Source organism: Vagococcus teuberi, assembly GCF_001870205.1.
Taxonomy (GTDB): Bacteria; Bacillota; Bacilli; order Lactobacillales; family Vagococcaceae; genus Vagococcus; species Vagococcus teuberi.
Map to the genome: position 1 here is coordinate 560,346 of NZ_CP017267.1, position 23,283 is coordinate 583,628.

Genomic DNA, 23,283 nt, shown 5'->3' on the forward strand with positions numbered 1-23,283 from the left:
ATGATGCTGCAAACACTCCAACAAAATGTTGAAGCTGTTCAAAAAGAGGTAGAGCAAGCTTGTAAATGCAGTGATAGACCATTAGATGATGTAACAGTTATATGTGTAACTAAGTCCGTTGATAGTGAAACAACTAAGCAAGTAGTTGATTTAGGATATGATCATCTGGCTGAAAATCGAATGGAGAATTTAATAGAAAAACAAGACTATTTAAAAGAGTATTGTCAAATCAAGTGGCATTTTATTGGCAACTTACAACGACGAAAAGTGAAAAGCATTATTAATCAAATTGATTATTTTCATGCATTGGATAAACTGTCATTAGCACAAGAAATACAAAAAAGGGCGATGAAACGGATTAAGTGTTTTGTCCAAGTGAATGTTTCTGGAGAAAGTACAAAACAAGGTATTTCTCCAGAAAGTTTGATAAACTTCATTAAAGATTTAGAAGATTTTGATAGAATTGAAGTTGTTGGTTTAATGACCATGGCTCCTTTTGATTCAAATCTTAACGAATTATCTCATTATTTTAGCCAATTAAAAATATTGCAAACAATAATTGCTAATAAAAATTTTAAACATGCACCTTGTACGGAGTTAAGTATGGGAATGAGCCGGGATTTTGTTCCAGCAATTGAATGTGGTGCGACTTTTGTTAGGATTGGTTCGAGATTTTTCGAATCTTAGGGGGAGAGGTGATAGAGTGAATATATTCAATAAAGCTGGTGAGCGGTTTTCTGATTTTTTTGGTGTGTCTGATGATGATGAAAGGTATGAAGAAAGTGAGCCTTTCGTAGATGAGCAAATTGAAGACATTATAGTTGAACAATCAACTCCTACTCAGGCTGAAACAACCCAACAAAAATCAGAGATACAAGAAAGTAACATTAAAATAAATGAACAAAATTCTGTTGCATCAGGCAAAGAATATGATCGACCAAATGAGAGAAATCAATCTGCTGATATGCCTGAAAACCAATATACCAACAAAAAAATAGTTGAAATGAATACCTATCATCAGTCGACCTCAAATGGAAACAAACGTATGATAGTTTCTAGGCAGCATAGAAAAGTATCTGTATACGAACCACGTGACTATATCGACTGTAAGCAAATTGCACAGGCACTTTTTAGAAGAGAAATTGTTATTTTATCTTTTCGATTGATGAAAGAGCAACCTGCTAGACGTATCGTAGATTTTATGACGGGTGTAGTATATGCAGTTGATGGAGATATTCAACGATTAGGTGATGATATTTTTATATGCACGCCACCAAATGTTGATGTTGATTCTAGTATTACTCGTAACATAATCACAAATCATTTAACTGAATATTAAGGATGTGTTAGTTTGATTATCGCTTTAATTTTTAAAGCAATACAAATCTATACTTATGTATTGGTGATTTATGCTTTACTTTCATGGTTTCCAGGAGCGTATGATTCTAAGATAGGTCAGTTTATTATACGAATTTCTCGACCATATTTGAGTATGTTTGATCGCTTAAATTTAAGTATCGGTCCGATTGATTTTACAATTATTGTAGCAATATTTGTACTTCAGTTGGCAGGAAATGGGTTAGTTATAATATTTTCAAGATTAATATATATGTTTTAAAGAAAGGATGTGAGTTTTTTGCAAGCTAATGTGTATCAGCATTTTCGCAAGGACGAACATCCTTTTATTGATACAGTAGGTAATTGGATGGAGCAAGTAGAAATGGAATATGCACCACTTGTTACTGATTTTTTAAACCCAAGAGAGATGTTTATTCTGAAAACATTAGTTGGTAATAGCGAGGACATATCATTATCTTTCTTTGGTGGATATGATTTTTCTGAGAGAAAATGTGCTATTCTATATCCTAGTTATTATGAGCCGAGTGAGACTGATTATGACATTCTCGTTTATCAAATAAAGTATCCATTGAAGTTTGGACATTTAACACATGGCAAGGTACTTGGCACGCTGATGAGTACAGGTATTAAAAGAGAATTTATTGGCGATATTATAACAGATGGTGAGCAGTGGCAGGTATTTATAAAAAAATCAATTGCTAACTATATTATTCAACAAGTTGACAAAATAGGTTCCTTTGGAGTAAAATTTGACGAAGTAAGTTGGAAGGACATTTTACAACCAATTTATGAGTGGACAGAAGAGAGTTTAACCATCTCATCATTAAGAATTGATAATATTATTTCTACAGTATATAATATATCTAGACAGCGTTCTAAGTTAATAGTTGAATCAAAAAGAGTAAAGGTAAATTGGACTGAGATTGATCGTGTTGATTATCTAGTAGATTATCTAGATATTATATCAGTAAGGGGATTAGGACGAGTTCAGTTGCAAGAAACATTAGGAAAGACTAAAAAAGATAAAATTCGTTTAAAAATTAAAGTTTTAAGAAAGTAGCAAGGAGTGTAAAAATGGGAATTAAACCAATCGATATAACAAATAAAAGTTTTAATACAAAATTTAAAGGGTATGACCGTGATGAGGTAGATGATTTTTTAGACCAAATTGCTTTAGAAGTTGAAAAATTAACTCAAGAAAATCGATCATTAGAAAAAGAAGTTAAGCAAGCAAACGATAAATTAAGCTACTTCAACGAATTGAAAGACTCATTGAATCAATCAATTATCGTGGCACAAGATACAGCTGATAAATTAAAAGAAAATGCTATTAGAGAATCTGACTTAGCAATTCAACAATCACAAGCACAATCTGAAGATATTTTAGCACATGCTAACAAGATGTCTGATGAGCTAATTACAGGAGCAACTAACAAAGCAAACCAGATTCTTTCAGAAGCAAGTGAACGTGCTCGTCAGTTAGCCGTTGAAACAGATGACTTGAAGAAGAAAACACGTATCTTCCACAGAAACTTAAATGTGTTATTAGAATCACAACTACAAATTGTACAAAGTGATGAGTGGGATGAAATACTTAAACCATTTGGTGCGTATGTTGATAGTAGTCACCAAGCGTTTAAACAAGTTCTTGATGCGGTTGAAGCAGCAAATGGCGTTGATCCAACATCGCCAGCTGTAAACACAAAACCAGCTTTGGATAATGTTCCAAAGAACAGAGAAGCAATCAAACAGCCTGAAATTAAAGTATCAACAACGCGTGAAAATACTAATAAACCAGCTGACAAACCAGTTGAAAAAAATGACGAAACAAAAAAGTTAAATAAAGTTGAACGTGCAACACGTCCAAGAGTTAAATAATAGTCAATATTGTAAAATAGAAAAGCTTAATTTAATCTGATAGTGAGTTAGGGATAGTGGAAACCTAGTGAGACACTGATTTAAGAAAGATCCTTTACATAAAAGAAATCTGAAATAATAGTAAGATTTCTCGGTGAGAATCGTTACAATCTACAAGAGAGTATAGTCTTATGTCTATACTGAATTTTGGGTGGTAACACGATAGCTTCGTCCCTTTTTATAGGGCGAGGCTTTTTTTATATAAAAAATAGGTGAGGATGATAAATAAATGAAAATGAAAGAAACGTTGCATTTAGGAAAAACAAGTTTTCCAATGCGTGGTAATTTACCAGTAAGAGAAGTAGAATGGCAAAAAGAATGGGAAGAAAAAGATCTTTATGGACAACGTCAAAAACTAAATGAAGGCAAACCAACATTTATTTTACATGATGGACCACCGTACGCAAATGGAAATATCCATTTAGGTCATGCATTAAACAAAGTTAGTAAAGACATCATTGTTCGTTTTAAATCAATGTCAGGTTTTCGTGCACCATTTGTACCAGGTTGGGATACTCATGGGTTACCAATTGAACAAGTTTTGACCAAAAAAGGTGTTAAACGCAAAGAAATGCCTAGAGCAGAATACTTAGAAATGTGTAAAGAATACGCACTTAGCCAAGTTGATAAACAACGTAACGATTTTAAGCGATTAGGTGTGTCAGGTGATTGGAATAATCCATACATCACTCTTACACCAGATTACGAAGCAGCACAAATCCGAGTATTTGGAAAAATGGCGGAAAAAGGATATATCTATAAAGGATTAAAACCAATTTACTGGTCTCCTTCTAGTGAGTCTTCATTAGCTGAAGCAGAAATTGAATACAAAGACATTAAATCTGCATCAATTTATGTTGCGTTTGATGTGAAAGATGGCGGAGATGTATTAGATAGTGACACAAGTTTTGTGATTTGGACAACAACTCCTTGGACGTTACCTGCTAATTTAGCAATCAGTGTAAATCCTGAATATGTTTATGTTGTAGTAGAAGCAGATGGTAAAAAATTTGTCGTAGCAAAAGAGTTACTTGAAACAGTGACAAAAGAAATTGGTTGGGAAACTGTTTCAGTTATTAAAGAGATTAAAGGGACAGAGCTAGAAAATCTAACAGCTCAACACCCATTTTATGATAGAGAATCTCGTTTAATTCTTGGAGACCACGTTACATTAGATGCCGGTACTGGTTTAGTCCATACAGCTCCTGGACATGGGGAAGATGACTACATTGTATGTCGTAAATATGGTATTGAGGTTATTTCACCTGTGGATTCTCGTGGATGTTATACAGATGAAGCACCTGGATTTGAAGGAATCTTCTACGATAAAGCTAATCCAATGATTACAGAAATGTTAGAAGAAAGTGGTCATTTACTAAAACTTGATTTCTTTACACATAGTTACCCACATGATTGGCGTACAAAAAAACCTGTAATTTATCGTGCGACACCACAATGGTTTGCATCAATTGATAAATTTAGAGGGGATATTCTATCTGAAATTGAAAAAGTTGACTGGATTATTCCATGGGGAAGAACACGTCTATATAACATGGTTCGTGACCGCGGCGATTGGGTTATCTCTAGACAACGTGCTTGGGGTGTGCCATTACCAGTATTTTATGCTGAAAGTGGTGAGGCAATTATTACACCTGAAACAACAGAATACGTGGCGAATTTATTCGCTGAGTATGGATCTAAAGTTTGGTTTGAAAGAGAAGCGAAAGAATTATTACCAGAAGGCTTTACACATCCAGGTAGTCCAAATGGCGAATTTACAAAAGAAACTGATATCATGGATGTTTGGTTTGACTCTGGTTCATCACATGAAGCTGTATTAAAAGGCAGAAGTGATTTATCATTCCCAGCTGACTTGTACTTAGAAGGATCCGACCAATATCGTGGATGGTTCAACTCAAGTATTACAACAAGTGTGGCAATTAATGGCGTTGCACCATATAAAGCAGTTCTTTCTCAAGGATTTACATTAGACCCACAAGGACGTAAACAAAGTAAATCTTTAGGAAATACGATTGAGCCAAATAAAGTAACCAATCAAATGGGTGCAGATATTTTAAGACTTTGGGTATCAAGTGTCGATTATGAATCAGATGTTAAAGTAGACATGAACACATTAACTCAAATTGCTGAAGTTTACCGTAAAATTCGTAATACAATGCGTTTCTTATTAGCAAATACATCTGATTTTGATGTGAAAAAAGACCGTGTTGAATATGATAAATTACGTTCAGTTGATAAATATATGATGATTCGTTTGAATGATACAGTTAAAACAATTCGTGATAAAGGATATGAAAACTATTCATTCTCTACAGTTTATAAGAGCTTAGTTAATTTCTGTACGAATGATTTATCAGCCTTCTATTTAGACTTCGCTAAAGATGTTGTCTATATCGAAGCAGTAGACAATCATGAACGCCGTGCAATGCAAACAGTATTTTATGATATTTTAGTGACATTAACTAAATTAATGACACCAATCTTACCATTTACTTCTGAAGAAATCTGGTCTCATTTACAAGAGAAAGAAGAATACGTACAACTTTCTGAATTACCTGGATATGATACTTACCCAGATCAAGAAGATATCATGGAACTTTGGGATGGTTTCATGGAAGTGAGAACAAACGTCTTAAAGGCGCTTGAAGAAGCAAGAAATAGTAAGCTGATTGGTAAATCATTTGAAGCAAAAGTAACGATTTATCCAAATGAACCAAAAGCAATGTTATTAAATGCATTAAATACTAACTTAGCACAAGTATTGATTGTATCTGATTTAGTCGTTGAAAAACCAACAACTGAAGTACCAGAAGAAGCTGTAAGATTTAATGATGTGGCTATTTTAGTTGAATCTGCTCAAGGTGAAACATGTCAACGTTGTCGTGCCATTAAAGAAGATGTAGGAAGTCATAAAGACTTACCAACATTGTGTGATCGTTGTGCTGAAATTGTTGAAACAAATTATCCAGAAGCTGTGGCTGAAGGGTTAGAATAAAACTTAATATTAACACCTCAAACTACGATAAAGTGGTTTGAGGTTTCTTTATGAAAAGTATTGTAGAAAAAGGAGAGATAAAATGAAAAAACTAAATCGTTTGGTATTAGGAGCAACTCTGATTGTTACACTTGCAGGATGTGGAGCAAAAGACAGTCAAAAAACGACAGAATCTAGTGAATCTAGTGCTAAAGTCAGCATTGTTTTAAAAGAAGAAAATAAAGAATTTGATTCAAAAGAAGTTAGTGTGAAAGAAGACGCTGTGTTATATGATGTATTAAAGGATAATTACAATATAGAAGATACAAAAGGATTTATCACCTCTATAGATGGTCATAAGCAAGATGAAAAAGCGAATAAATATTGGTTATATACAATCAATGGAAAACAAGCTGAAAAAGGTGTACAAGAAACAAACGTATCAGATGGAGATAATGTCGTATTTGATTTATCTAAATTAGATTAGGAACGTGCTTATGTTAAAAAAAATAACTACAAAAGAGATTACGATGATTGCGTTATTGACTGCTTTTTGTGTTGTTGGACGAATGTTAACAACTTGGATACCTAATGTACAGCCTATTACCGCAACGCTGATTCTTGTGGCGTTATACATGGGTGGAATTCAGGCGATGGTCATTGGAGCATTATCTATTTTGATTACTAATTTTTATTTAGGGATGGGGATTTGGACTATTGCCCAGATACTATCTTTTTGCGCGATTATTTTAGTGGTTGTATTGCTGAAAAGAATAATCCCTATTAAGACTAGCTTTTTTACGCAACTAATAGTAAGTGGTTTATCAGGATTTTTCTATGGTTTTTTAATTTCTGTTATGCTAGCACCATTTTTGGGCGTACAAAACTTTTGGGCTTACTATATTACAGGAATGAGCTTTGATATGATGCATGCGTTTGGTACAGTTTTTTTCTATGCTATATTGAAAAAGCCATTTGTTTACATTATTGAAAAAGAAATAAATACAAAGAGATAGTGTTTGCTATCTCTCTTTATTTTGTGGACGAACGAATGACTAAATCTTGTGTAATATCTTTGGGTTTAAAATCAAGTTGTTTTAGTTGGCTATGGAGATAGTTAAAGCAATTTAAGGCTTGTGTTTCTAAATGACAATCAACAGTAGTCAAATGAACAATCTCACTGATAGTACTGTTATCAAACCCCATAATTCCAAGGTCTTCAGGTACTTTAATTCCTAATAGTTGTAATTCAGAAATACACTCAGCTGCAATAAAATCGGTATAAAAAACGAGTGCATCAGGCTTATGTATAGAGCTAGCCCATTTTTTTGCTATATCTCGTCCGGTATTAAGATGACTAGAGTTTACAAATATCCAATCGCAGTCTTTTTTTAATTCTGGATGATAGTCATAGAAATGATTGAGAGCTTTAATACGTGCAATAGTATTTTTGTTATTTTCATCTCCTAAAATGTGACCAATTGATTGATAGTCACGTGTTAACAAAAATTCTAGTGACATAAGGTAACTCTCATATTGATTGACATAAGACGAATAAATATCTGGAGAATCAATTCGATGCCATGTTGAAATAGGACCAAATTTTTTAAAAGGGATAATTTTATCCCATGAATTGCTTCTTGTAAAGATAAAAATAGCATCAACTTGTTTGTACTTCATTAAATTAAGCGCATCTAACTCTTTATCCTTATCTCCTCCAGTTACATACAAATTAACGTAGAAATCGTGGTTTAGAGCTGTTTTAGTAAATGCATTTAAAAAGATACTGGTATGTTGATTAAAGTCATGAGAAATAAAAGCTATGGTTTTAGTTAATCCTGACTGTAAATTACGTGCTAGCATATTTGGAATATAGCCTAATTCATGCATGGCTTTTTCAATTTTTTGTCGTGTTTCTTGACTAACATATCCTTTGTTAGAAACGACACGAGATACGGTAGACTTTGAAACACCTGCTTTTTTTGCTACATCAATAATTGTTGTCATATAAAGACCTCCATTTACAAAAATTATACCAAAAAAAACTTGACATGGGAATGTTCCCACAAGATAGAATGAACATACAAACAATATAAGGAGGAAATACAATGGGATTTAGACAAGATTTTTTATGGGGTGGCGCAACAGCAGCCAATCAATGTGAAGGAGCATATCGTGAAGATGGTCGAGGATTAGCGAATGTGGATTTAGCGCCAGTCGGAAAAGACCGTGCAGCAGTTATTACTGGAGAGATGAAAATGTTTGAATTTGATGAACATCATTTTTATCCAGCCAAAGAAGCAATTGATATGTACCATCGTTACAAAGAAGATATTGCGTTATTTGCAGAGATGGGATTTAAAACATATCGCTTATCCATCGCTTGGTCTCGTATTTTTCCAAAAGGTGATGAAAATGAACCAAATGAAGCAGGTTTAAAATATTATGAAGACTTATTTAAAGAATGTAAAAAATATGGGATTGAACCATTAGTTACGATAACTCATTTTGATTGTCCAATGCATTTAGTTGAAAAATACGGTGCATGGAGAAGCCGTGAATTAGTCGGTTTTTATGAAAATCTGTGTCATGTTATTTTTAATCGTTATAAAGGTTTAGTAAAATACTGGTTAACGTTTAATGAAATTAATATGATTTTACATGCCCCATTTATGGGAGCAGGGCTTTATTTTGAAGAGGGTGAAAATAAAGAACAAATCAAGTACCAAGCTGCTCATCATGAATTACTAGCTAGTGCGATTGCCACAAAAATTGCCCATGAAGTTGATCCAGAAAACAAGGTAGGATGTATGCTTGCTGCAGGAGCAAACTATGCTTATACTAGTAAACCTGAAGATGTTTGGGCGTCAAGAAAAGCTGATAGAGAAAACTATTTCTTTATTGATGTTCAATCTCGTGGCGAGTACCCGTCTTATGCGTTAAAAGAAATGGAACGAAAAGGTATTACATTACCAATTCAAGAAGGCGATTTAGAATTATTGAAAGAGCACACTGTTGACTTCGTGTCATTTTCTTATTATTCATCAAGATTGCAATCGACGGATCCAGCGGTGAATGAACAAACGAGTGGTAATATCTTTGAGTCACTTAAAAATCCTTATTTAGAGTCAAGTGAGTGGGGATGGCAAATTGATCCACTAGGATTAAGAATCACGTTGAATGATTTATACGATCGCTATCAAAAACCATTGTTTATTGTAGAAAATGGATTAGGTGCTGTGGATACACCAGATGAAAATGGTTATGTTGCAGATGATTACCGTATTGAGTATTTAGCAGAGCATATCAAAGCGATGAGAGATGCCGTAGAAATTGATGGGGTCGATTTATTAGGCTATACGACTTGGGGATGTATTGATTTAGTCAGTGCGGGTACTGGTGAAATGAAAAAACGTTATGGATTTATTTATGTAGATCGTGACAATGAAGGAAATGGAACACTTAATCGTAGTAAGAAAAAATCATTTGATTGGTATAAAAAAGTCATTGCAACAAATGGAGAAGATTTGAGCAATAGCTAATTATTATGAAGGCTTCAGATTTTTTCTGAAGTCTTTATTTAAATAAAGTACATTTATTGTTTACAAGAAAGCGGAAACATGTTATTATCTGTATGTAAAGGATTGTAACTGCTAAGCAGGCAAGACCTAAATTGAATGAAATAGTGAACGACAAGATTAGTCTCAGTATATATCTGGGATTAGTTTGCGTAGACTATTTTAGTCAGTTTAGGTCTTTTTTGCATTCAAAAATGTAAGGAGGAATTATTATGGCAAAGCTTTCTAATAGAGAGTTAGCGACACAAGTTTTAGAATTAGTTGGAGGAAAGGAAAATGTTAGTAGTGTTGTTCATTGTGCAACACGCCTACGATTCAAATTGAAAGATGAATCAATTGCTAAGACTGAAGAGATAAAAAAAATACCAGATGTTATCCAAGTCGTTCAAAGTGGAGGTCAATATCAAGTTGTAGTAGGAAGTAGAGTATCGGATGTCTTTAATGAATTACTAGATGTATCTGGGCTTGGAGAGCCAACAGAAGATGAGAAAAAAGATAGTAACATTTTTAATAAATTTGTTGATATTATATCAGGTGTTTTTACACCATTTTTAGGAGCACTGGCAGGAACTGGTGTATTAAAAGGGCTATTATCTATTTTATTATTGACAGGTGTTTTAACAGACAAGTCAGGAACTTATCAAATTCTTTATGCGGCATCAGACGGATTAATGCAATTTTTACCATTTGCTGTTGCGTTTACAGCTGCTAAAAAATTTAAGACAGATCCTTTTATTGCCTTATCAATAGCAGGAGCTCTATTATACCCATCTATCACACAAATGGCAGGAGAACAAGTAGCATTGTCATTTATGGGGCTACCTGTCATCATTAGTCCAACAGGTTATATGCAAACAGTGATCCCAATCATATTGTTTGTTTGGTTACAAAAATATATTGAGAAATTTATGAAAAAAATTATTCCTGAATTTTTAAAAATTATTTTAGTCCCAATGTTTACTATTATGATCATGGTACCGTTAACTTTTGTTGCAATAGGGCCTTTAGGTACAATTATTGGAACAGGATTAGGAACAGCTTATACAGCAGTCTTTAATTTTAGTCCTATATTAGCAGGTGCAGTTATGGGTGGCTTATGGCAAGTGTTTGTAATGTTTGGGATGCATTGGGGTCTTATCCCCATAGCATTGAATAACTTAACACAATATGGTTTTGATACTTTAACACCAATGTTATTGGGAGCTGTTTTAGCTCAGGCAGGAGCTGCTTTTGCGGTATTTTTGAGAACAAAGAATGAAAAACGAAAAGCATTGGCACTCTCAGGAACGTTGACTGCTATTTTTGGTATTACTGAACCGACTGTTTATGGTGTGACTTTACCTCTAAAAAAACCATTTATCGCTTCTTGTATCGGTGGAGCTGTTGGTGGGGCAGTTATCGGTGGAGCTGGTGTTAAACTATTTGCTAGTGGTTTGATAAGTGTATTATCAATACCTGGCTTTGTGAGTACGATTGATGGTGTTGAATCAAACGTTATGATGGGAATTATTGGAAGTATTGTATCTATTGTTGTAGCATTTGTTATGACGTTGGTTATTGGATTTGATAAAGAAGTAGAATCAAATAATGAGGAACCAAATAATGAGGAACCAAATAATGTATCATCTGGTACAACAAGTCAATCAGAATCAAGAGAAGAGTTAGTTTCTCCTGTAACAGGTGAGGTTGTTCCACTATCTGAAGTCAAAGACGAAGTATTTTCTTCTGGTGCGTTAGGAAAAGGTATCGCTATTAATCCAACTATCGGTGAGTTATATGCACCAGCAACAGGAGAAATTACCACTGTATTTCCAACAGGGCATGCAATAGGTATGACAACAAATGATGGTTCTGAGATACTGATCCATATTGGTATGGATACTGTTGAGTTAGACGGAAAAGGATTTGATATTAAAGCTAAGCAAGGGGATAAAGTAAATCAAGGTGATTTATTAGGATACTTCGATATTGATTATATTAAGGAAGCAGGAAAACCTGTCGTCACGCCAATAGTAGTTACAAATTCAGATCAGTTTTTAGATGTCCTTACATTAGATCAAAAAGATATTGTATCAGGAGAAGAATTATTAGTGGTAATCAAATAATGGTGTTTTTATGGTATGATAATTAATTCTGTAAAAAAACATTTATAGGATGTATAATAAAATAAGGATTAATGATAATATCACTGGGTTAAGAAAAGGACACAAGAGATGATTATAAAAAAAATTTTAAATAATAATGTGGTAATTTCTGATAATAAAGAATCTCAAGAAGTAGTTGTGATGGGCAAAGGCATCGCATTTAATAAAAAAGTTGGAGATAAAATATCTTTAATTGCTATTGATAAGATGTTTGTTAATCATTTCGGAAGCGAAAGACAAGAGATGGAAAAATTGGTCGAAAAAATACCACCAGATATCATCGAAGTATCTAAAGAGATTATGTTATTAGCAGAAAAAGAAATTGGTTATAATTACTCTGAGAAATCTTATTTAAGTTTAACTGATCATTTGTTTTATGCTATAGAACGGGCTCGCGAGAATATTTCACTTCCTAATCCATTATTATTTGATATAAAAAAGTTTTATTCAAAAGAATTTAAAGTCGCTTTAAAAGCGGTTGAAATTGTGAAGGATAAGCTAAATGTGGACATGACAGAGGAAGAAGCAGGTGTGATAGCCATGCATTTGGCCAATAGTGTGACAGATTATCAGGATATGGCTACGACGATGAAAAATACAGAAATTGTAAAAAATATTCTTAATGTTGTTAGGCGATATTTTGGATGCGAGTTTGATGAGAACTCTACTAACTATCAAAGAATGGTTACTCATATTCAGTTTTTTGTGCAACGTATCATGAATAATGAGTTAAGTGAAGAAACGGATGATTTTCTTTATGAACTAGTGCAGTCTAAGTATCCTGAGGCGTTTCAGTGTAGCTTAAGAGTGAAAGATTATCTATTGACTAAGCGAGATATTTCAATTAGTCATTCAGAGATAATCTATTTAACAATTCATATAAACCGAGTAGTCAATAATAAATAATACGGAAAAGAGTGCTGATATATTTCGGCACTCTTTTTTTATATCATAAATTAAAAATAAGAGGAGTTACTTTTAATGTAATAGAAAGGGCTACAAAGATACTAATAACTGAATAGATAGTATAAGTGTAAAGATTGTATAAAGATAAAAGTAAAAGTTTAACACTATCTTTATAAAAAGCTTGTTATGATGTGTTCATCTTAAAAAAAGGAAGGGAAAATAGATGATAATTATCTCGTTTATAGTAGCAGTCGCATTACTAATATATTTATTTTATAAGTTATTTTTGGGGGATTAGTGAAATGAATCAAGTATGGATGATGCAAATCATATTTTTAACCGTTTTAACTATTGTCGGGATACTTTTAGGGCGATACATAAATAAAGTCATGACGAATCAGAATAATCTACTAACAAAAATTGTTCAACCAATAGAACGTTCTGTGTATAAATTTTTAAGGTCCAGTATCAAAAGAATCAATGTGAGGAAAAGATTATGCCATAAGTGTATTGATTTTTAGTGCTATCTCATTTGTTGCCTTATTTTTAATTTTAATTTGTCAGGGATTTTTACTATTAAATCCAGAAGGGCTACCTGGTTTAAGTTTATCGTTAGCGTTTAATACAGCCGCAAGTTTTGTAACGAATACAAACTGGCAAGCTTATGCTGGAGAGGAAACGTTATCCATTTTTAGTCAAAAAATTGGATTAACCGTTCAAAACTTTGTTTCAGCTGCTATAGGTATTTTAGTTTTGTATGTGTTATTACTTGGTTTCAAACGGGACAGGATGCCTAAAATGAGACAGTAATAAAAACACCTATGCGATTACTTTTTTTTCGATATTCAACAGGAGATAAGTAATCGTATTTTTGTTGAATTCTTTTTTTATTATAATAGTTGATGAAATTTTGTACAGTTTTAATTACACTAAATATAGAGCTTCCAAGCTCTGGGTGTAATGAGAACGTTTTAGCCTTTAGGACAGAGTGGAACGCTCTTTTCTTTAGTTGCTTGATAATAAGCATATGACGTATATACAGAACCTTGATCTGAATGAAGTATACAATTATCTGGAAGTTTAGGTAATTTATTTAGTGTGTCTAAAAGACAAGAAATGTCCTGTTTTTCACTTATTGTATAAGAGAGTATCTCTCCATTAAATAAATCCATAATGCTAGAAAGATAGAGTCTCTTAGGACCATAATCAAGATAAGTGGTGTCTGTTGTTAGTTTTTCTAACGGCTTAATCGATCTAAAGTCTCTATCAATTACATTAGAGGTTTTAAAGTAAAAAGAGCCTGGGCGTTGTTTTTTCTTTATTTTCACTTTACAACTCCATCCGTATTTTTGCATAATACGTTGAACAACTTTATGATTAATTATTATCTTTTTACGAAGTAAAAAAGTAATCTTTCGATAACCATAAGTGAATTTATTTTCTTTACATAGCTGCTGAATCATTTTAATTCGAATATCCTCTATATCTTCCTGCGTAGTCCAACGATAATAAGTACTCCTAGCTACACCAAAATAGTGACATAACCATGTAACAGATAGCACGTCTTTATAATAATCAACTAATTTTATAAATAGTTCTTTTTCCACATCTTTTCTAATTCCTTGTATTTTTTTTAACATCAACCTACTGTTTCAAGTATTTATTTTCTCTATCTAGAGCCTCCAAAGGGGATAAATTTTCTTTCCGCCAGCTTTAAAACAAGCGGATATTGGTGTGTCGATAGCGGTAAAAAGAACAGATGTCACCAAAGATTCTGTAGATATGATTTTAATAGATGATAATTTCGGTACCATGGCTGTTGAAATCAAAGAAGGTTCTAGAATCTATGACAATATTAAAAAAATATTTTATTCTTGTTGCCCACCTCTTTTGCTGAAGGGTTAATCATCGCTTTCACCATTTTAATGCAACGTGATATGCATCTTCAATCGTCGGAGCTCTTGTGGATGAATATGGTATCAGCCATTATGATACAATTTTCTTTAATATTTGAACTGGCTAAGCAAGGTATTATGAAACCAAAACCAAGACCAAGACAATCACTAGGTAAATTGGATGTATTCAAATGGCATATGTATTTGTATTGATTGCTTTGATGAGTATCGACGTTGGGTGAAATAAAACATAAAGGTTTAAGATCTTGCCAAGTATGTTATTAACAAAATGAGGAACCATTTATAGGGTTGCTTTTTTTATGAAATAATTAAATATTACTTTTTATGAACGAAAACTTAAAATAACTTACATGTTATAATAAATTTAATTAAACGAATTATACTTAATGTGGAAAGTATAACTGAGGAAATTATTGTTACAGATGATGGTAAATTAAACTATTTTAAAATTTATGTACTCGTCGATATGAGTCCATCAGTAACTGAATTTCACAAACAACAGATAAGCTATGGAGTAGATGAAAATCAAAATAAAATGATTCGTTTTGGTGGTGTTCATGATGATGCGACTGTGGAAAAAACATTTCAAAACAAAGCATTCTGTGAGGTGAAGACAGGTGAACATGGAATACTAAATAATTAAATTTTAGAAAATATTTTATTGACATGGGAACGTTCCCACGACATATAGTGTAGTTAATATATGATTAAGGAGCGTTTTTTATGAGAGTTATTATAAAAAAAGATTTTGATGCAATGAGTGAAACAGCTAAAGATATTCTATTAGGTACTATGAGTCAAGATAAACGTGTGAATTTGTCGATTACAGCTGGTAGGACACCAGTCAAAGTGTATGAAAAATTAATACCATATGTAAAAGATTCAGATGACTTTAACAATGTACATTATTACAATTTTGATGAGATTCCAGTAGAAAATCAAGCTGAAGGAATCACCATTTCAGAAATACGAAAACTTTATTTAACACCTGCGAATGTTTCAGAGAAAAATATACATAAATTAACCGTGGAAAATTACGAACAACAAGATGAACGTCTAGCTCTTGATGGTGGATTAGATGCCATGTTAATAGGACTCGGTGGAGACGGTCATTTTTGTGGGAATATGCCAACAACTACTGAGTTTGAATATGCAACGTATAAAATAAAGGTGACAGGAGACGAACCATGGTTTGAACCATCAATGATGCATAAAGGATTAGAGTTTGTGACAATGGGACCAAAAAGTGTATTCAAAGTGAAACATCTTGTGTTGATTGTTAATGGGGAAAGTAAAGCAGAGATGGTGAAAAAAGTGTTACAAGGACCAGTTGATTTAGCTTACCCAGCTTCTATACTCCAACTTCATCCAAACTTTACAGTGATTTTAGATGAGGATGCAGCAAAATATTTAAACTAAATTTTTATTGACAAAATTAAAAACTGATGATAAAGTTATTGAAAACAAAGAGCAGAAAAAGTAGCTTAATTATATTTGTATAGAGAGCCTTTGGTTGGTGGAAAAAGGTCAAAGTATTAAGTGAAACACATCTGGGAGTTAACTTTTCGAAAATCATCAGTAGAAAAGTTCGTTTGAGACACGTTATGACACTCGAAGTTATAAACTTCATGAGGTTATTGTTGTGAGACAATAACAAATAAAGGTGGAACCACGATTATATCGTCCTTTGGCTTAAAGAGCCAAAGGGCTTTTTTTATTATAAAAAATCAATGACTAGACAAGTAATGGATGATTATTTTTTTACAGAGAGTTTCCTATAAGCTGAGAAGGAAACAAAAACCCATTCATGAACACAACTAGATAGATGTATATCTGAACTTAAGTAAGATATAACGTTTGTCCGCGTTAAGGATGTGTGTTTAATGATTGAATTAAACAACATGAGGTTACCATTGTGAGATGGTAATAAATTGAGGTGGAATCACGGCTTATCGTCCTCTTGGTATGTTACCAAGAGGCTTTTTTATATTTAATATAAAAATTAACGAATAATTTTTGAACAAAAAAACGGAGGAACAGCTATGGAATATATTTTAAAAATATTACCATCTTTATTAGATGGCGCAACGATGACGTTAAAAGTGTTTTTCTTTACCCTTTTAGGATCAATCCCTTTAGGATTATTAGTCGCATTTGGTTTACGGACAAAATTTAAACCACTAACCTTTTTACTAAATATCTATATTTGGCTAATGCGAGGTACACCGTTATTATTACAACTTATTTTTATTTTCTTTGGGTTACCAGCTATAGGCATTGTATTTGAGCGATATGATGCTGTAATGATTGCCTTTATTTTAAACTATGGAGCATATTTTGCCGAGATATTTAGAGGTGGTTTACAAGCAATACCAAAAGGCCAGATAGAGAGTGCTCAAGTTTTAGGATTAAGTCCATTCCAAACAGCTTATAAAATTATCTTGCCACAAGTAATTAAAATCATTTTACCTTCAATCGGAAATGAAGTGATTAATTTAGTGAAAGATACCTCATTAATGTATGTACTTGGATTGGGGGATTTACTTAGAGCTGGAAAAATTGCCACCAACCGAGATGTTACACTTGTCCCTCTTGTTATTGTCGGGATAATTTATTTGTTCTTTACAGCAATTCTCACAGGTTTAATTAAGTACCTAGAAAAACGATTCAGTTATTATAAATAAGGAGTGAATGACTATGCTTGAAATTAAAAATGTTTCAAAAAGTTTTGGTGATAAAAAAATATTAGATAATGTGTCTCACTCATTTCCAATGGGAAAAATCACCGTTATATTAGGCCCATCTGGTGGAGGGAAAACAACGTTACTTCGCTGCATTAGTGGATTGGAATCATTTGATAAGGGTCAGTTACTGTTAGGTGGGGAAGATTTAACGAATAAGTCACATCAAGCAAATAGTGGGAAAATTGGAGTGGTGTTTCAAGATTTCCAGTTATTTCCTCATTTAAATGTTTTAGAAAACATTATCTTAGCGCCAACAATGGTATTGAAAAAAAGTAAGGAAGAAGCAACAGAAAAAGCGCGTTCTATGTTAGGACTATTAGGGTTATCAGATAAGGAAGAGGCTTATCCATTTGAATTATCAGGTGGACAAAAGCAGCGAGTAGCAATTGCTAGAGCTTTAGCAATGGAACCAAGAGTGCTATGTTATGATGAACCGACAAGTGCGTTAGATCCTGGTTTGAGTGGGGACGTGGCTGAAGTTATTTTAAATTTAAAATCACCAAACGTCACTCAAATTGTCGTGACGCATGATCCGATATTTGCTGAAAAGATTGCAGATAAAACGATTCGAGTTGAACCAATAAAATAAAAAGGATGGGATGAAGATGAAAAAAAGAACATGGACGATGGTTATGTTAGGAGCTTTACTATTAGTCGTGGGGGCTTGTGGTAAAGGTGGAGAAAGTGGAAATGGTTCAGATAAAGATAAATGGAGCGAGATTGAAAAAAATAAAAAAATCGTCATCGGTCTAGATGATACATTTGTTCCAATGGGGTTTCGCGATGAATCAGATAATATTGTCGGATTTGATATTGATTTAGCTAAAGAAGTCTTTAAAGAATATGGCATTAAACCTGAATTTCAATCAATTGATTGGTCTATGAAAGAAAATGAACTAAATAATGGCACAATTGATTTGATTTGGAACGGTTATAATATTACAGATGAACGAAAAGAAAAAGTAGCATTTAGTGAACCATATATCAGTAGTAAACAGCAACTTGTTGTGATGAAAGAAAGCGGAATAAAATCTTATACAGAGATGAAAGACAAAGTATTAGGAGCTCAAAATGCTTCTACAGGCCAGGATATGATAGAAAAAAATCCTGAAGTATTTCTTGATATAATCAATGATAATGAGACAGTGTTGTTTGATACATTCAACGAAGCATTTATTGATTTAAAAGCAAAACGAATTGACGGTTTGATTGTGGATAACGTGTACGCAAATTATTATATTGCGCAACAAAAAAATCCAAAAGATTATGCAGTATTAGATACACCGTTTGATAGTGCAGATTTTGCAGTAGGTATTAGAAAAAGCGATAAAGAATTGAAAACAAAAATCGATGAGGCATTTAAGAAGTTAAAAGATAATGGAAAAATGAAAGAAATCAGCGAAAAATGGTTTGGAAATGATAATGCAATAAAGTAATAGTATCTGAGTCAATTGAAAATAAAAATGTCCCCAAATGGCTCTTTGTCAAATAGGACTGATGAGTTAAATTTACAAGATGATGAATTTGAGAATAATCTCTTATTTATCATCTTTTTATATGTATTGAAAACCACCTGCTATGCGGGTGGTTCTAAAGAGCTTCTAGTGTGGTATTAAAAAATCCTCTGAAAACACTATTCAATGAAATGAAGAAAGTTTTAAGGAGATTTAGATGAATATATGTGGGTAAAAGCTGCGAAAATATTGGGTTACGAAAATGAAGATGCAGTGAAAACAGATATCAAGGAATAGGGACTAGAAAAGATTACCAATGCAATGGCTGAAAATGATGAACCAAGACAGTTTGAAACGTATGATACGGTAAGAAAGAGAATGCAAAAAGAAGTGACGAAAATTGCAGAAGAAACAAGCGAAGAAGGTGTCGGTAATGTGTTAATCGTATCTCACGGTATGGCGATTACAGTATTGTTATCAGATTGGACTGAAGAAGACACGGATCGTCCTCTATCAAACGCAAGCATTTTAAAAGTTATTCATAAAGATGGAAAATTTACAGTAGAGAGTGTAGGAGATACATCTTTTATTGAAAAATAGCTGACAAACGTTATTTTCTGAAGAAACATAGTAAATTAATAAGGATGTATGTTGCTTTTCCTATTTAGTATGATAAAATATAGCATATTTTAAAATTATCATACGTTAATTTTGGGTATGATGTAACTCAAAGATTAACCTAAAAAAGGGGAGCAGTATGCCAAATAAAGATGAGATTGTATTAGAAGAAAACAATCAATTAAAAAGAACAATGACATTCTTCCCAGCTTTATCAACCGTTATGGGAACCGTAATAGGTGGAGGAGTGTTTTTCAAAGCAGCTAGTGTGACGCAATCAACTGGATCAGCTAGTCTAACGCTAATATCATGGTTTTTAGGTGGTATTATTAGTATTTGTGCAGGACTAACCGCAGCAGAACTCTCAGCAGCTATTCCTGAAACGGGTGGAATGGTGAGATATATTGAACGGGCGTATGGTAAGTTATGGAGCTTTTTATTAGGATGGGCATTAATCATTATTTATTTTCCAGCCAACGTCGCAGCTCTTTCTATTATATTCGGTACCCAGTTTAAAAACTTATTTGGTTTATCCAACTCAGTGATTGTACCAATAGCTATTTTAGTCGGTGGTTCCATTACGTTGATTAATTTTTTAGGAGCAAGAGCTAGTGGGATTTTTCAATCAATCACATTGGTTTGTAAGTTAATACCACTTGCCTTAATTGTTATTTTTGGTCTATTAAGACAAGGTGAAGTTGACGTTAGTCTTTTTCCTGTAACTGCAGGACCACAAGTATCCGGCTTTTTTCCAGCTTTAGGAGCAGGGCTTCTTGCTACTATGTTTGCATATGATGGTTGGATTCATGTGGGAAATATTTCAGGGGAGTTAAAAAATCCTGAGCGAGATTTACCAAGATCAATAGCCGGCGGATTGTTTGGTGTTATGCTGATTTATTTATTAGTTAACTTTGTTTATTTAAAAAGTTTACCCATCGAATCATTAGCAGGGAATGAAAATGCTGCGATGGATGTATCAAAACAAATATTTGGTGACTTTGGTGGAAAAATTGTTACAATCGGAATCCTAATTTCTGTATACGGTGCAATTAATGGCTACACAATGACTGGTATGAGAATTCCTTATACGATGGGATTAGATAAACAATTACCATACTCAAATCAATTAGCAAAATTAAATCGTAATAAAGTGCCTTTTATTGCAGGACTTTTTGAGTTAGCAGTAGCAGTTGTCATGATGTTATTAGGTGGATTTGATATTTTAACAGATATGTTGGTTTTTGTTATCTGGATTTTTTATACGTTAGTTTTTTTTGCTGTCATTAAACTAAGAAAAACAGAACCAGATTTACCAAGACCATACAAAGTTCCTTTGTATCCATTTGTCCCAATCGTGTCAATAATCGGTGGAATCTTTATTCTATCTATGACGCTAGTTAACCAACTATCACTTGTGATTATAGGGTTAGGTTTAACAGCTTTAGGTATCCCGTTTTATTTATATGCGACTAGAAAAAAAACTAGAAAGTGAGAGACTTTCTAGTTTTTTGGTTAATAAGAGTAACTTATAGTGGGGATTTATTTTTTTTAATATCTATCTGGATATGTTATGGATAACTTGATTATTTTATGATAAACTATTTTTAGATAACGGTTTCATAAAAATAGGAGGTCTGATAGATGGAAACAATAAAAGTAGGTATCGTTGGATTAGGGAGATTAGGTAAGGTTCACGCTCACAATTTAAAAGGTAAAGTAGCTAATGCCACATTGTATGCTGCATGTAGTCCAGTTTCAGAAGAGCTAGAGTATGCTAAAAATAACTTAGGTGTACAAGTTACCTATACTGATTATGAAGAGATGGTTAAAGATGAACAACTTGATGCGATTTTTATTGTGTCACCATCAGGGTTACATTGCTCTCAAATACAACTTGGATTAAAATATGGAAAACATGTTTTTTCTGAAAAACCAATCGGACTTAATATTGAAGAAATTAATGAAACGATTCAAGTTATTAATCAATACCCAAACCAAAAATTTATGCTTGGATTTATGCGACGCTTTGATACGGATTATATGTATGCAAAAGAACTTGTTGATAATGATGAACTGGGTGACGTAACATTAATTCGTTGTTATGGAATTGATCCAAGTGAAGGTTTAGAAAGTTTTGTTAAATTTGCTGGAGCAAGTAATAGTGGTGGTTTGTTTGCTGATATGTCAATTCATGATATTGACTTAGTTCGTTGGTTTACAGGTCAAGAAGTAAGTAAAGTTTGGGCAATCGGAAAAAATACTACTTATAAAGAACTCGATGAAGTAGGAGAGCTTGAAACAGGTGCTGCCATGCTTCAGTTAGCTGATAATACTATGGGAATATTAGTAGCTGGTAGAAATTGTCATCATGGGTATCATGTTGAAACAGAATTAATTGGAACAAAAGGCATGCTGCGTATAGCACAAGTACCAGAAAAAAATCTAGTCACTATTATGAATGAACATGGCGTTGTTCGGCCAACCTCACAAAATTTCCCAGAACGTTTTTCTCAAGCCTTTATTAATGAAGCAAATGAGTTTATTGAGTGTATTTTAACTGATAGACAGCCTAGTATTAATGCAATTGACGGATTAGAATCGACAAAAGTAGCACTTGCTTGTAAAGAATCATACGAAAAAAATCAACTAGTTACAATATAAATACAACAAAACAACTCCCTTGGAACATATTGTTTCAAGGGAGTTGTTTTGTTGTATCTTGTTTACAATTCTCCAGTTAAAAACTGTGCTTTACCAAATGCAAAGCTCCAATCTTCATCATCATTAACAACTAAGTTAATCATAACGTCTTCTTTCCGAATACCCAATTCATCATTTAAAGCAGTCACTAAATTGTGGTAAAACTGTTTTTTTTGTTCAGTTGTTCTGGGGCGAGTAATAAGACTAAATAGAAGAACATCTTTTGTTCGTTCAAATCCTAAACCAGTATCCAATATTTGCATTTCATACGGTTCGTGTTGGCTGACTATTTGGTATCTATCACCAATAGGTGCATCAAAGGCTTCTAACATCACTCTATAGGAAATTTTTAGAATTTCTTCTATTTCTTCTTGTTGTCGTCCTTTTATCATATCAATTTTCATTAATGGCATTAAAAGATTCCTCCCATAACTTAGTGATTAAAGTATCTCAAATTTAACCAACATAATCAAATTGAATGCATCAGTTTATTAAAAGTTAATCAAAAATATTTCTTTTATACTTAAAAATATATGGTTAGATATAAAAAAATATATATTATGATTTGACATAAATGTATAAAAGTAGTATGATTTTTCTATAGCATGTGAAAAGGTAAACAATAGATCGAAAGTAAGTGATGATAGTGAATATTGAACGTTTTATAGAAGCAAGGAGACAAAAAGGGTTTTCGCAAAATGACTTAGCAGAAAATATTTGCACGCAAGCAACGTTAAGTCGGTTTGAAAATAACTCTCAAGTTCCAAATTTAAAGATACTAATTAAACTGTGTGAAAGATTGGATTTACCTTTGAGTGAGTTGTTTCCTAAAGTTGGAATTCGATACACTGATGTAATTGAAATATTAAATCAAGCAGAATTTTTATTAATAACCAGCGAATATCAAAAAGCAAAGAATTTAATGGAAACAATTGATATTTGCAAAATCGAA

General features: G+C 32.9%; 26 protein-coding genes, 2 pseudogenes and 2 other annotated features. Of the genes and pseudogenes, 24 read left to right on the forward strand and 4 right to left on the reverse strand.

Annotation, left to right across the window (positions count from 1 at the left end):
* The 8 genes from BHY08_RS02735 to BHY08_RS02770 all read left to right on the forward strand — a co-directional run bounded on the left by BHY08_RS02735 (position 1) and on the right by BHY08_RS02770 (position 7,287).
* Entirely contained in the window at positions 1 to 687 is a 687-nt protein-coding gene (locus tag BHY08_RS02735) for a YggS family pyridoxal phosphate-dependent enzyme (protein WP_245729992.1), read from the forward strand.
* 16 nt (positions 688 to 703) lie between these two features.
* Entirely contained in the window at positions 704 to 1,339 is a 636-nt protein-coding gene (locus BHY08_RS02740) for a cell division protein SepF (RefSeq protein ID WP_071456414.1), read from the forward strand.
* A 15-nt stretch (positions 1,340 to 1,354) separates the two neighbouring features.
* Positions 1,355 to 1,618, forward strand: coding sequence for a YggT family protein (locus BHY08_RS02745; protein ID WP_118250567.1), 264 nt, complete (start codon positions 1,355 to 1,357; stop codon positions 1,616 to 1,618).
* Positions 1,619 to 1,636: 18 nt separating this feature from the next.
* Complete coding sequence (locus BHY08_RS02750; protein WP_071456415.1) at positions 1,637 to 2,419, forward strand: YlmH family RNA-binding protein; 783 nt, start codon at positions 1,637 to 1,639, stop codon at positions 2,417 to 2,419.
* Positions 2,420 to 2,433: 14 nt separating this feature from the next.
* A complete protein-coding gene (locus BHY08_RS02755) occupies positions 2,434 to 3,237 on the forward strand; it encodes a DivIVA domain-containing protein (protein ID WP_071456416.1) in 804 nt (267 codons plus the stop codon).
* A 268-nt stretch (positions 3,238 to 3,505) separates the two neighbouring features.
* Positions 3,506 to 6,292: an isoleucine--tRNA ligase gene (gene ileS, locus BHY08_RS02760; RefSeq protein ID WP_071456417.1), complete on the forward strand. Its 2,787-nt coding sequence runs from the start codon at positions 3,506 to 3,508 to the stop codon at positions 6,290 to 6,292.
* Positions 6,293 to 6,374: 82 nt separating this feature from the next.
* Positions 6,375 to 6,758 carry a DUF4430 domain-containing protein gene (locus BHY08_RS02765; RefSeq protein ID WP_071456418.1) on the forward strand — a complete coding sequence of 128 codons (384 nt, stop codon included), beginning with the start codon at positions 6,375 to 6,377 and terminating at the stop codon, positions 6,756 to 6,758.
* A gap of 10 nt (positions 6,759 to 6,768) precedes the next feature.
* Positions 6,769 to 7,287 (forward strand): ECF transporter S component, encoded by a 519-nt coding sequence (locus tag BHY08_RS02770; RefSeq protein WP_071456419.1) that lies wholly within the window; start codon positions 6,769 to 6,771, stop codon positions 7,285 to 7,287.
* Between the two features lie 16 nt (positions 7,288 to 7,303).
* On the opposite strand, the gene BHY08_RS02775 is transcribed toward BHY08_RS02770, so the two are convergent.
* Positions 7,304 to 8,278 (reverse strand): LacI family DNA-binding transcriptional regulator, encoded by a 975-nt coding sequence (locus tag BHY08_RS02775; RefSeq protein WP_071456420.1) that lies wholly within the window; start codon positions 8,276 to 8,278, stop codon positions 7,304 to 7,306.
* Positions 8,279 to 8,379: 101 nt separating this feature from the next.
* Between BHY08_RS02775 and BHY08_RS02780 the strand changes: the two genes are divergently transcribed.
* From BHY08_RS02780 to BHY08_RS10680, 6 genes are all read left to right on the forward strand, one after another.
* Positions 8,380 to 9,813: a 6-phospho-beta-glucosidase gene (locus BHY08_RS02780; protein WP_071456421.1), complete on the forward strand. Its 1,434-nt coding sequence runs from the start codon at positions 8,380 to 8,382 to the stop codon at positions 9,811 to 9,813.
* Between the two features lie 248 nt (positions 9,814 to 10,061).
* Positions 10,062 to 11,954 (forward strand): beta-glucoside-specific PTS transporter subunit IIABC, encoded by a 1,893-nt coding sequence (locus BHY08_RS02785; RefSeq protein ID WP_071456422.1) that lies wholly within the window; start codon positions 10,062 to 10,064, stop codon positions 11,952 to 11,954.
* Positions 11,955 to 12,062: 108 nt separating this feature from the next.
* Entirely contained in the window at positions 12,063 to 12,899 is an 837-nt protein-coding gene (licT, locus tag BHY08_RS02790; RefSeq protein ID WP_071456423.1) for a BglG family transcription antiterminator LicT, read from the forward strand.
* Between the two features lie 223 nt (positions 12,900 to 13,122).
* Positions 13,123 to 13,197 (forward strand): potassium-transporting ATPase subunit F, encoded by a 75-nt coding sequence (locus BHY08_RS11400; protein ID WP_084657289.1) that lies wholly within the window; start codon positions 13,123 to 13,125, stop codon positions 13,195 to 13,197.
* A 91-nt stretch (positions 13,198 to 13,288) separates the two neighbouring features.
* Positions 13,289 to 13,420 (forward strand): hypothetical protein, encoded by a 132-nt coding sequence (locus tag BHY08_RS11325; protein ID WP_276325586.1) that lies wholly within the window; start codon positions 13,289 to 13,291, stop codon positions 13,418 to 13,420.
* The gene (locus BHY08_RS10680) at positions 13,410 to 13,709 is read left to right on the forward strand and encodes a potassium-transporting ATPase subunit KdpA (protein ID WP_071456425.1); all 300 of its coding nucleotides are present in this window, start codon (positions 13,410 to 13,412) and stop codon (positions 13,707 to 13,709) included. Before BHY08_RS11325 ends, BHY08_RS10680 begins: the two co-directional genes overlap by 11 nt.
* On the opposite strand, the gene BHY08_RS11405 is transcribed toward BHY08_RS10680, so the two are convergent.
* Both BHY08_RS11405 and BHY08_RS02805 read right to left on the reverse strand, forming a co-directional pair.
* Positions 13,693 to 13,926, reverse strand: coding sequence for an IS3 family transposase (locus tag BHY08_RS11405; protein ID WP_084657155.1), 234 nt, complete (start codon positions 13,924 to 13,926; stop codon positions 13,693 to 13,695). The two genes, BHY08_RS10680 and BHY08_RS11405, sit on opposite strands and share 17 nt — an antisense overlap.
* On the reverse strand, positions 13,871 to 14,539 hold the full coding sequence (locus tag BHY08_RS02805) for an IS3 family transposase (protein ID WP_084657156.1): 669 nt from the start codon (positions 14,537 to 14,539) through the stop codon (positions 13,871 to 13,873). Before BHY08_RS02805 ends, BHY08_RS11405 begins: the two co-directional genes overlap by 56 nt.
* A gap of 67 nt (positions 14,540 to 14,606) precedes the next feature.
* On the opposite strand from BHY08_RS02805, the pseudogene BHY08_RS10910 reads away from it, so the two are divergent.
* The 9 genes and pseudogenes from BHY08_RS10910 to iolG form a co-directional block, all read left to right on the forward strand.
* Positions 14,607 to 15,024, forward strand: a pseudogene (locus tag BHY08_RS10910) (cation transporting ATPase C-terminal domain-containing protein); the annotation flags it as partial.
* A 179-nt stretch (positions 15,025 to 15,203) separates the two neighbouring features.
* Complete coding sequence (locus BHY08_RS02810) at positions 15,204 to 15,458, forward strand: hypothetical protein (RefSeq protein ID WP_071456426.1); 255 nt, start codon at positions 15,204 to 15,206, stop codon at positions 15,456 to 15,458.
* Positions 15,459 to 15,538: 80 nt separating this feature from the next.
* Positions 15,539 to 16,234, forward strand: coding sequence for a glucosamine-6-phosphate deaminase (locus tag BHY08_RS02815; RefSeq protein WP_071456427.1), 696 nt, complete (start codon positions 15,539 to 15,541; stop codon positions 16,232 to 16,234).
* Between the two features lie 38 nt (positions 16,235 to 16,272).
* Positions 16,273 to 16,506: a binding site (T-box leader), on the forward strand.
* A 30-nt stretch (positions 16,507 to 16,536) separates the two neighbouring features.
* Positions 16,537 to 16,778: a binding site (T-box leader), on the forward strand.
* 79 nt (positions 16,779 to 16,857) lie between these two features.
* Positions 16,858 to 17,499 carry an amino acid ABC transporter permease gene (locus BHY08_RS02820; RefSeq protein ID WP_071456428.1) on the forward strand — a complete coding sequence of 214 codons (642 nt, stop codon included), beginning with the start codon at positions 16,858 to 16,860 and terminating at the stop codon, positions 17,497 to 17,499.
* 13 nt (positions 17,500 to 17,512) lie between these two features.
* Positions 17,513 to 18,148: an amino acid ABC transporter ATP-binding protein gene (locus BHY08_RS02825; RefSeq protein ID WP_071456429.1), complete on the forward strand. Its 636-nt coding sequence runs from the start codon at positions 17,513 to 17,515 to the stop codon at positions 18,146 to 18,148.
* Positions 18,149 to 18,158: 10 nt separating this feature from the next.
* Positions 18,159 to 18,995, forward strand: coding sequence for an amino acid ABC transporter substrate-binding protein (locus tag BHY08_RS02830; protein ID WP_071456430.1), 837 nt, complete (start codon positions 18,159 to 18,161; stop codon positions 18,993 to 18,995).
* Between the two features lie 339 nt (positions 18,996 to 19,334).
* Entirely contained in the window at positions 19,335 to 19,613 is a 279-nt protein-coding gene (locus tag BHY08_RS02835) for a histidine phosphatase family protein (RefSeq protein WP_071456431.1), read from the forward strand.
* 157 nt (positions 19,614 to 19,770) lie between these two features.
* Positions 19,771 to 21,123, forward strand: coding sequence for an APC family permease (locus BHY08_RS02840; RefSeq protein WP_071456432.1), 1,353 nt, complete (start codon positions 19,771 to 19,773; stop codon positions 21,121 to 21,123).
* Between the two features lie 149 nt (positions 21,124 to 21,272).
* Positions 21,273 to 22,292 (forward strand): inositol 2-dehydrogenase, encoded by a 1,020-nt coding sequence (gene iolG / locus BHY08_RS02845; protein ID WP_071456433.1) that lies wholly within the window; start codon positions 21,273 to 21,275, stop codon positions 22,290 to 22,292.
* Between the two features lie 62 nt (positions 22,293 to 22,354).
* On the opposite strand, the gene BHY08_RS02850 is transcribed toward iolG, so the two are convergent.
* Positions 22,355 to 22,744, reverse strand: coding sequence for a tautomerase family protein (locus tag BHY08_RS02850; protein ID WP_071456434.1), 390 nt, complete (start codon positions 22,742 to 22,744; stop codon positions 22,355 to 22,357).
* Between the two features lie 233 nt (positions 22,745 to 22,977).
* On the opposite strand from BHY08_RS02850, the pseudogene BHY08_RS02855 reads away from it, so the two are divergent.
* Positions 22,978 to 23,241 (forward strand): annotated as a pseudogene (locus tag BHY08_RS02855) (helix-turn-helix domain-containing protein); the annotation flags it as partial.
* Positions 23,242 to 23,283: the final 42 nt, after the last annotated feature.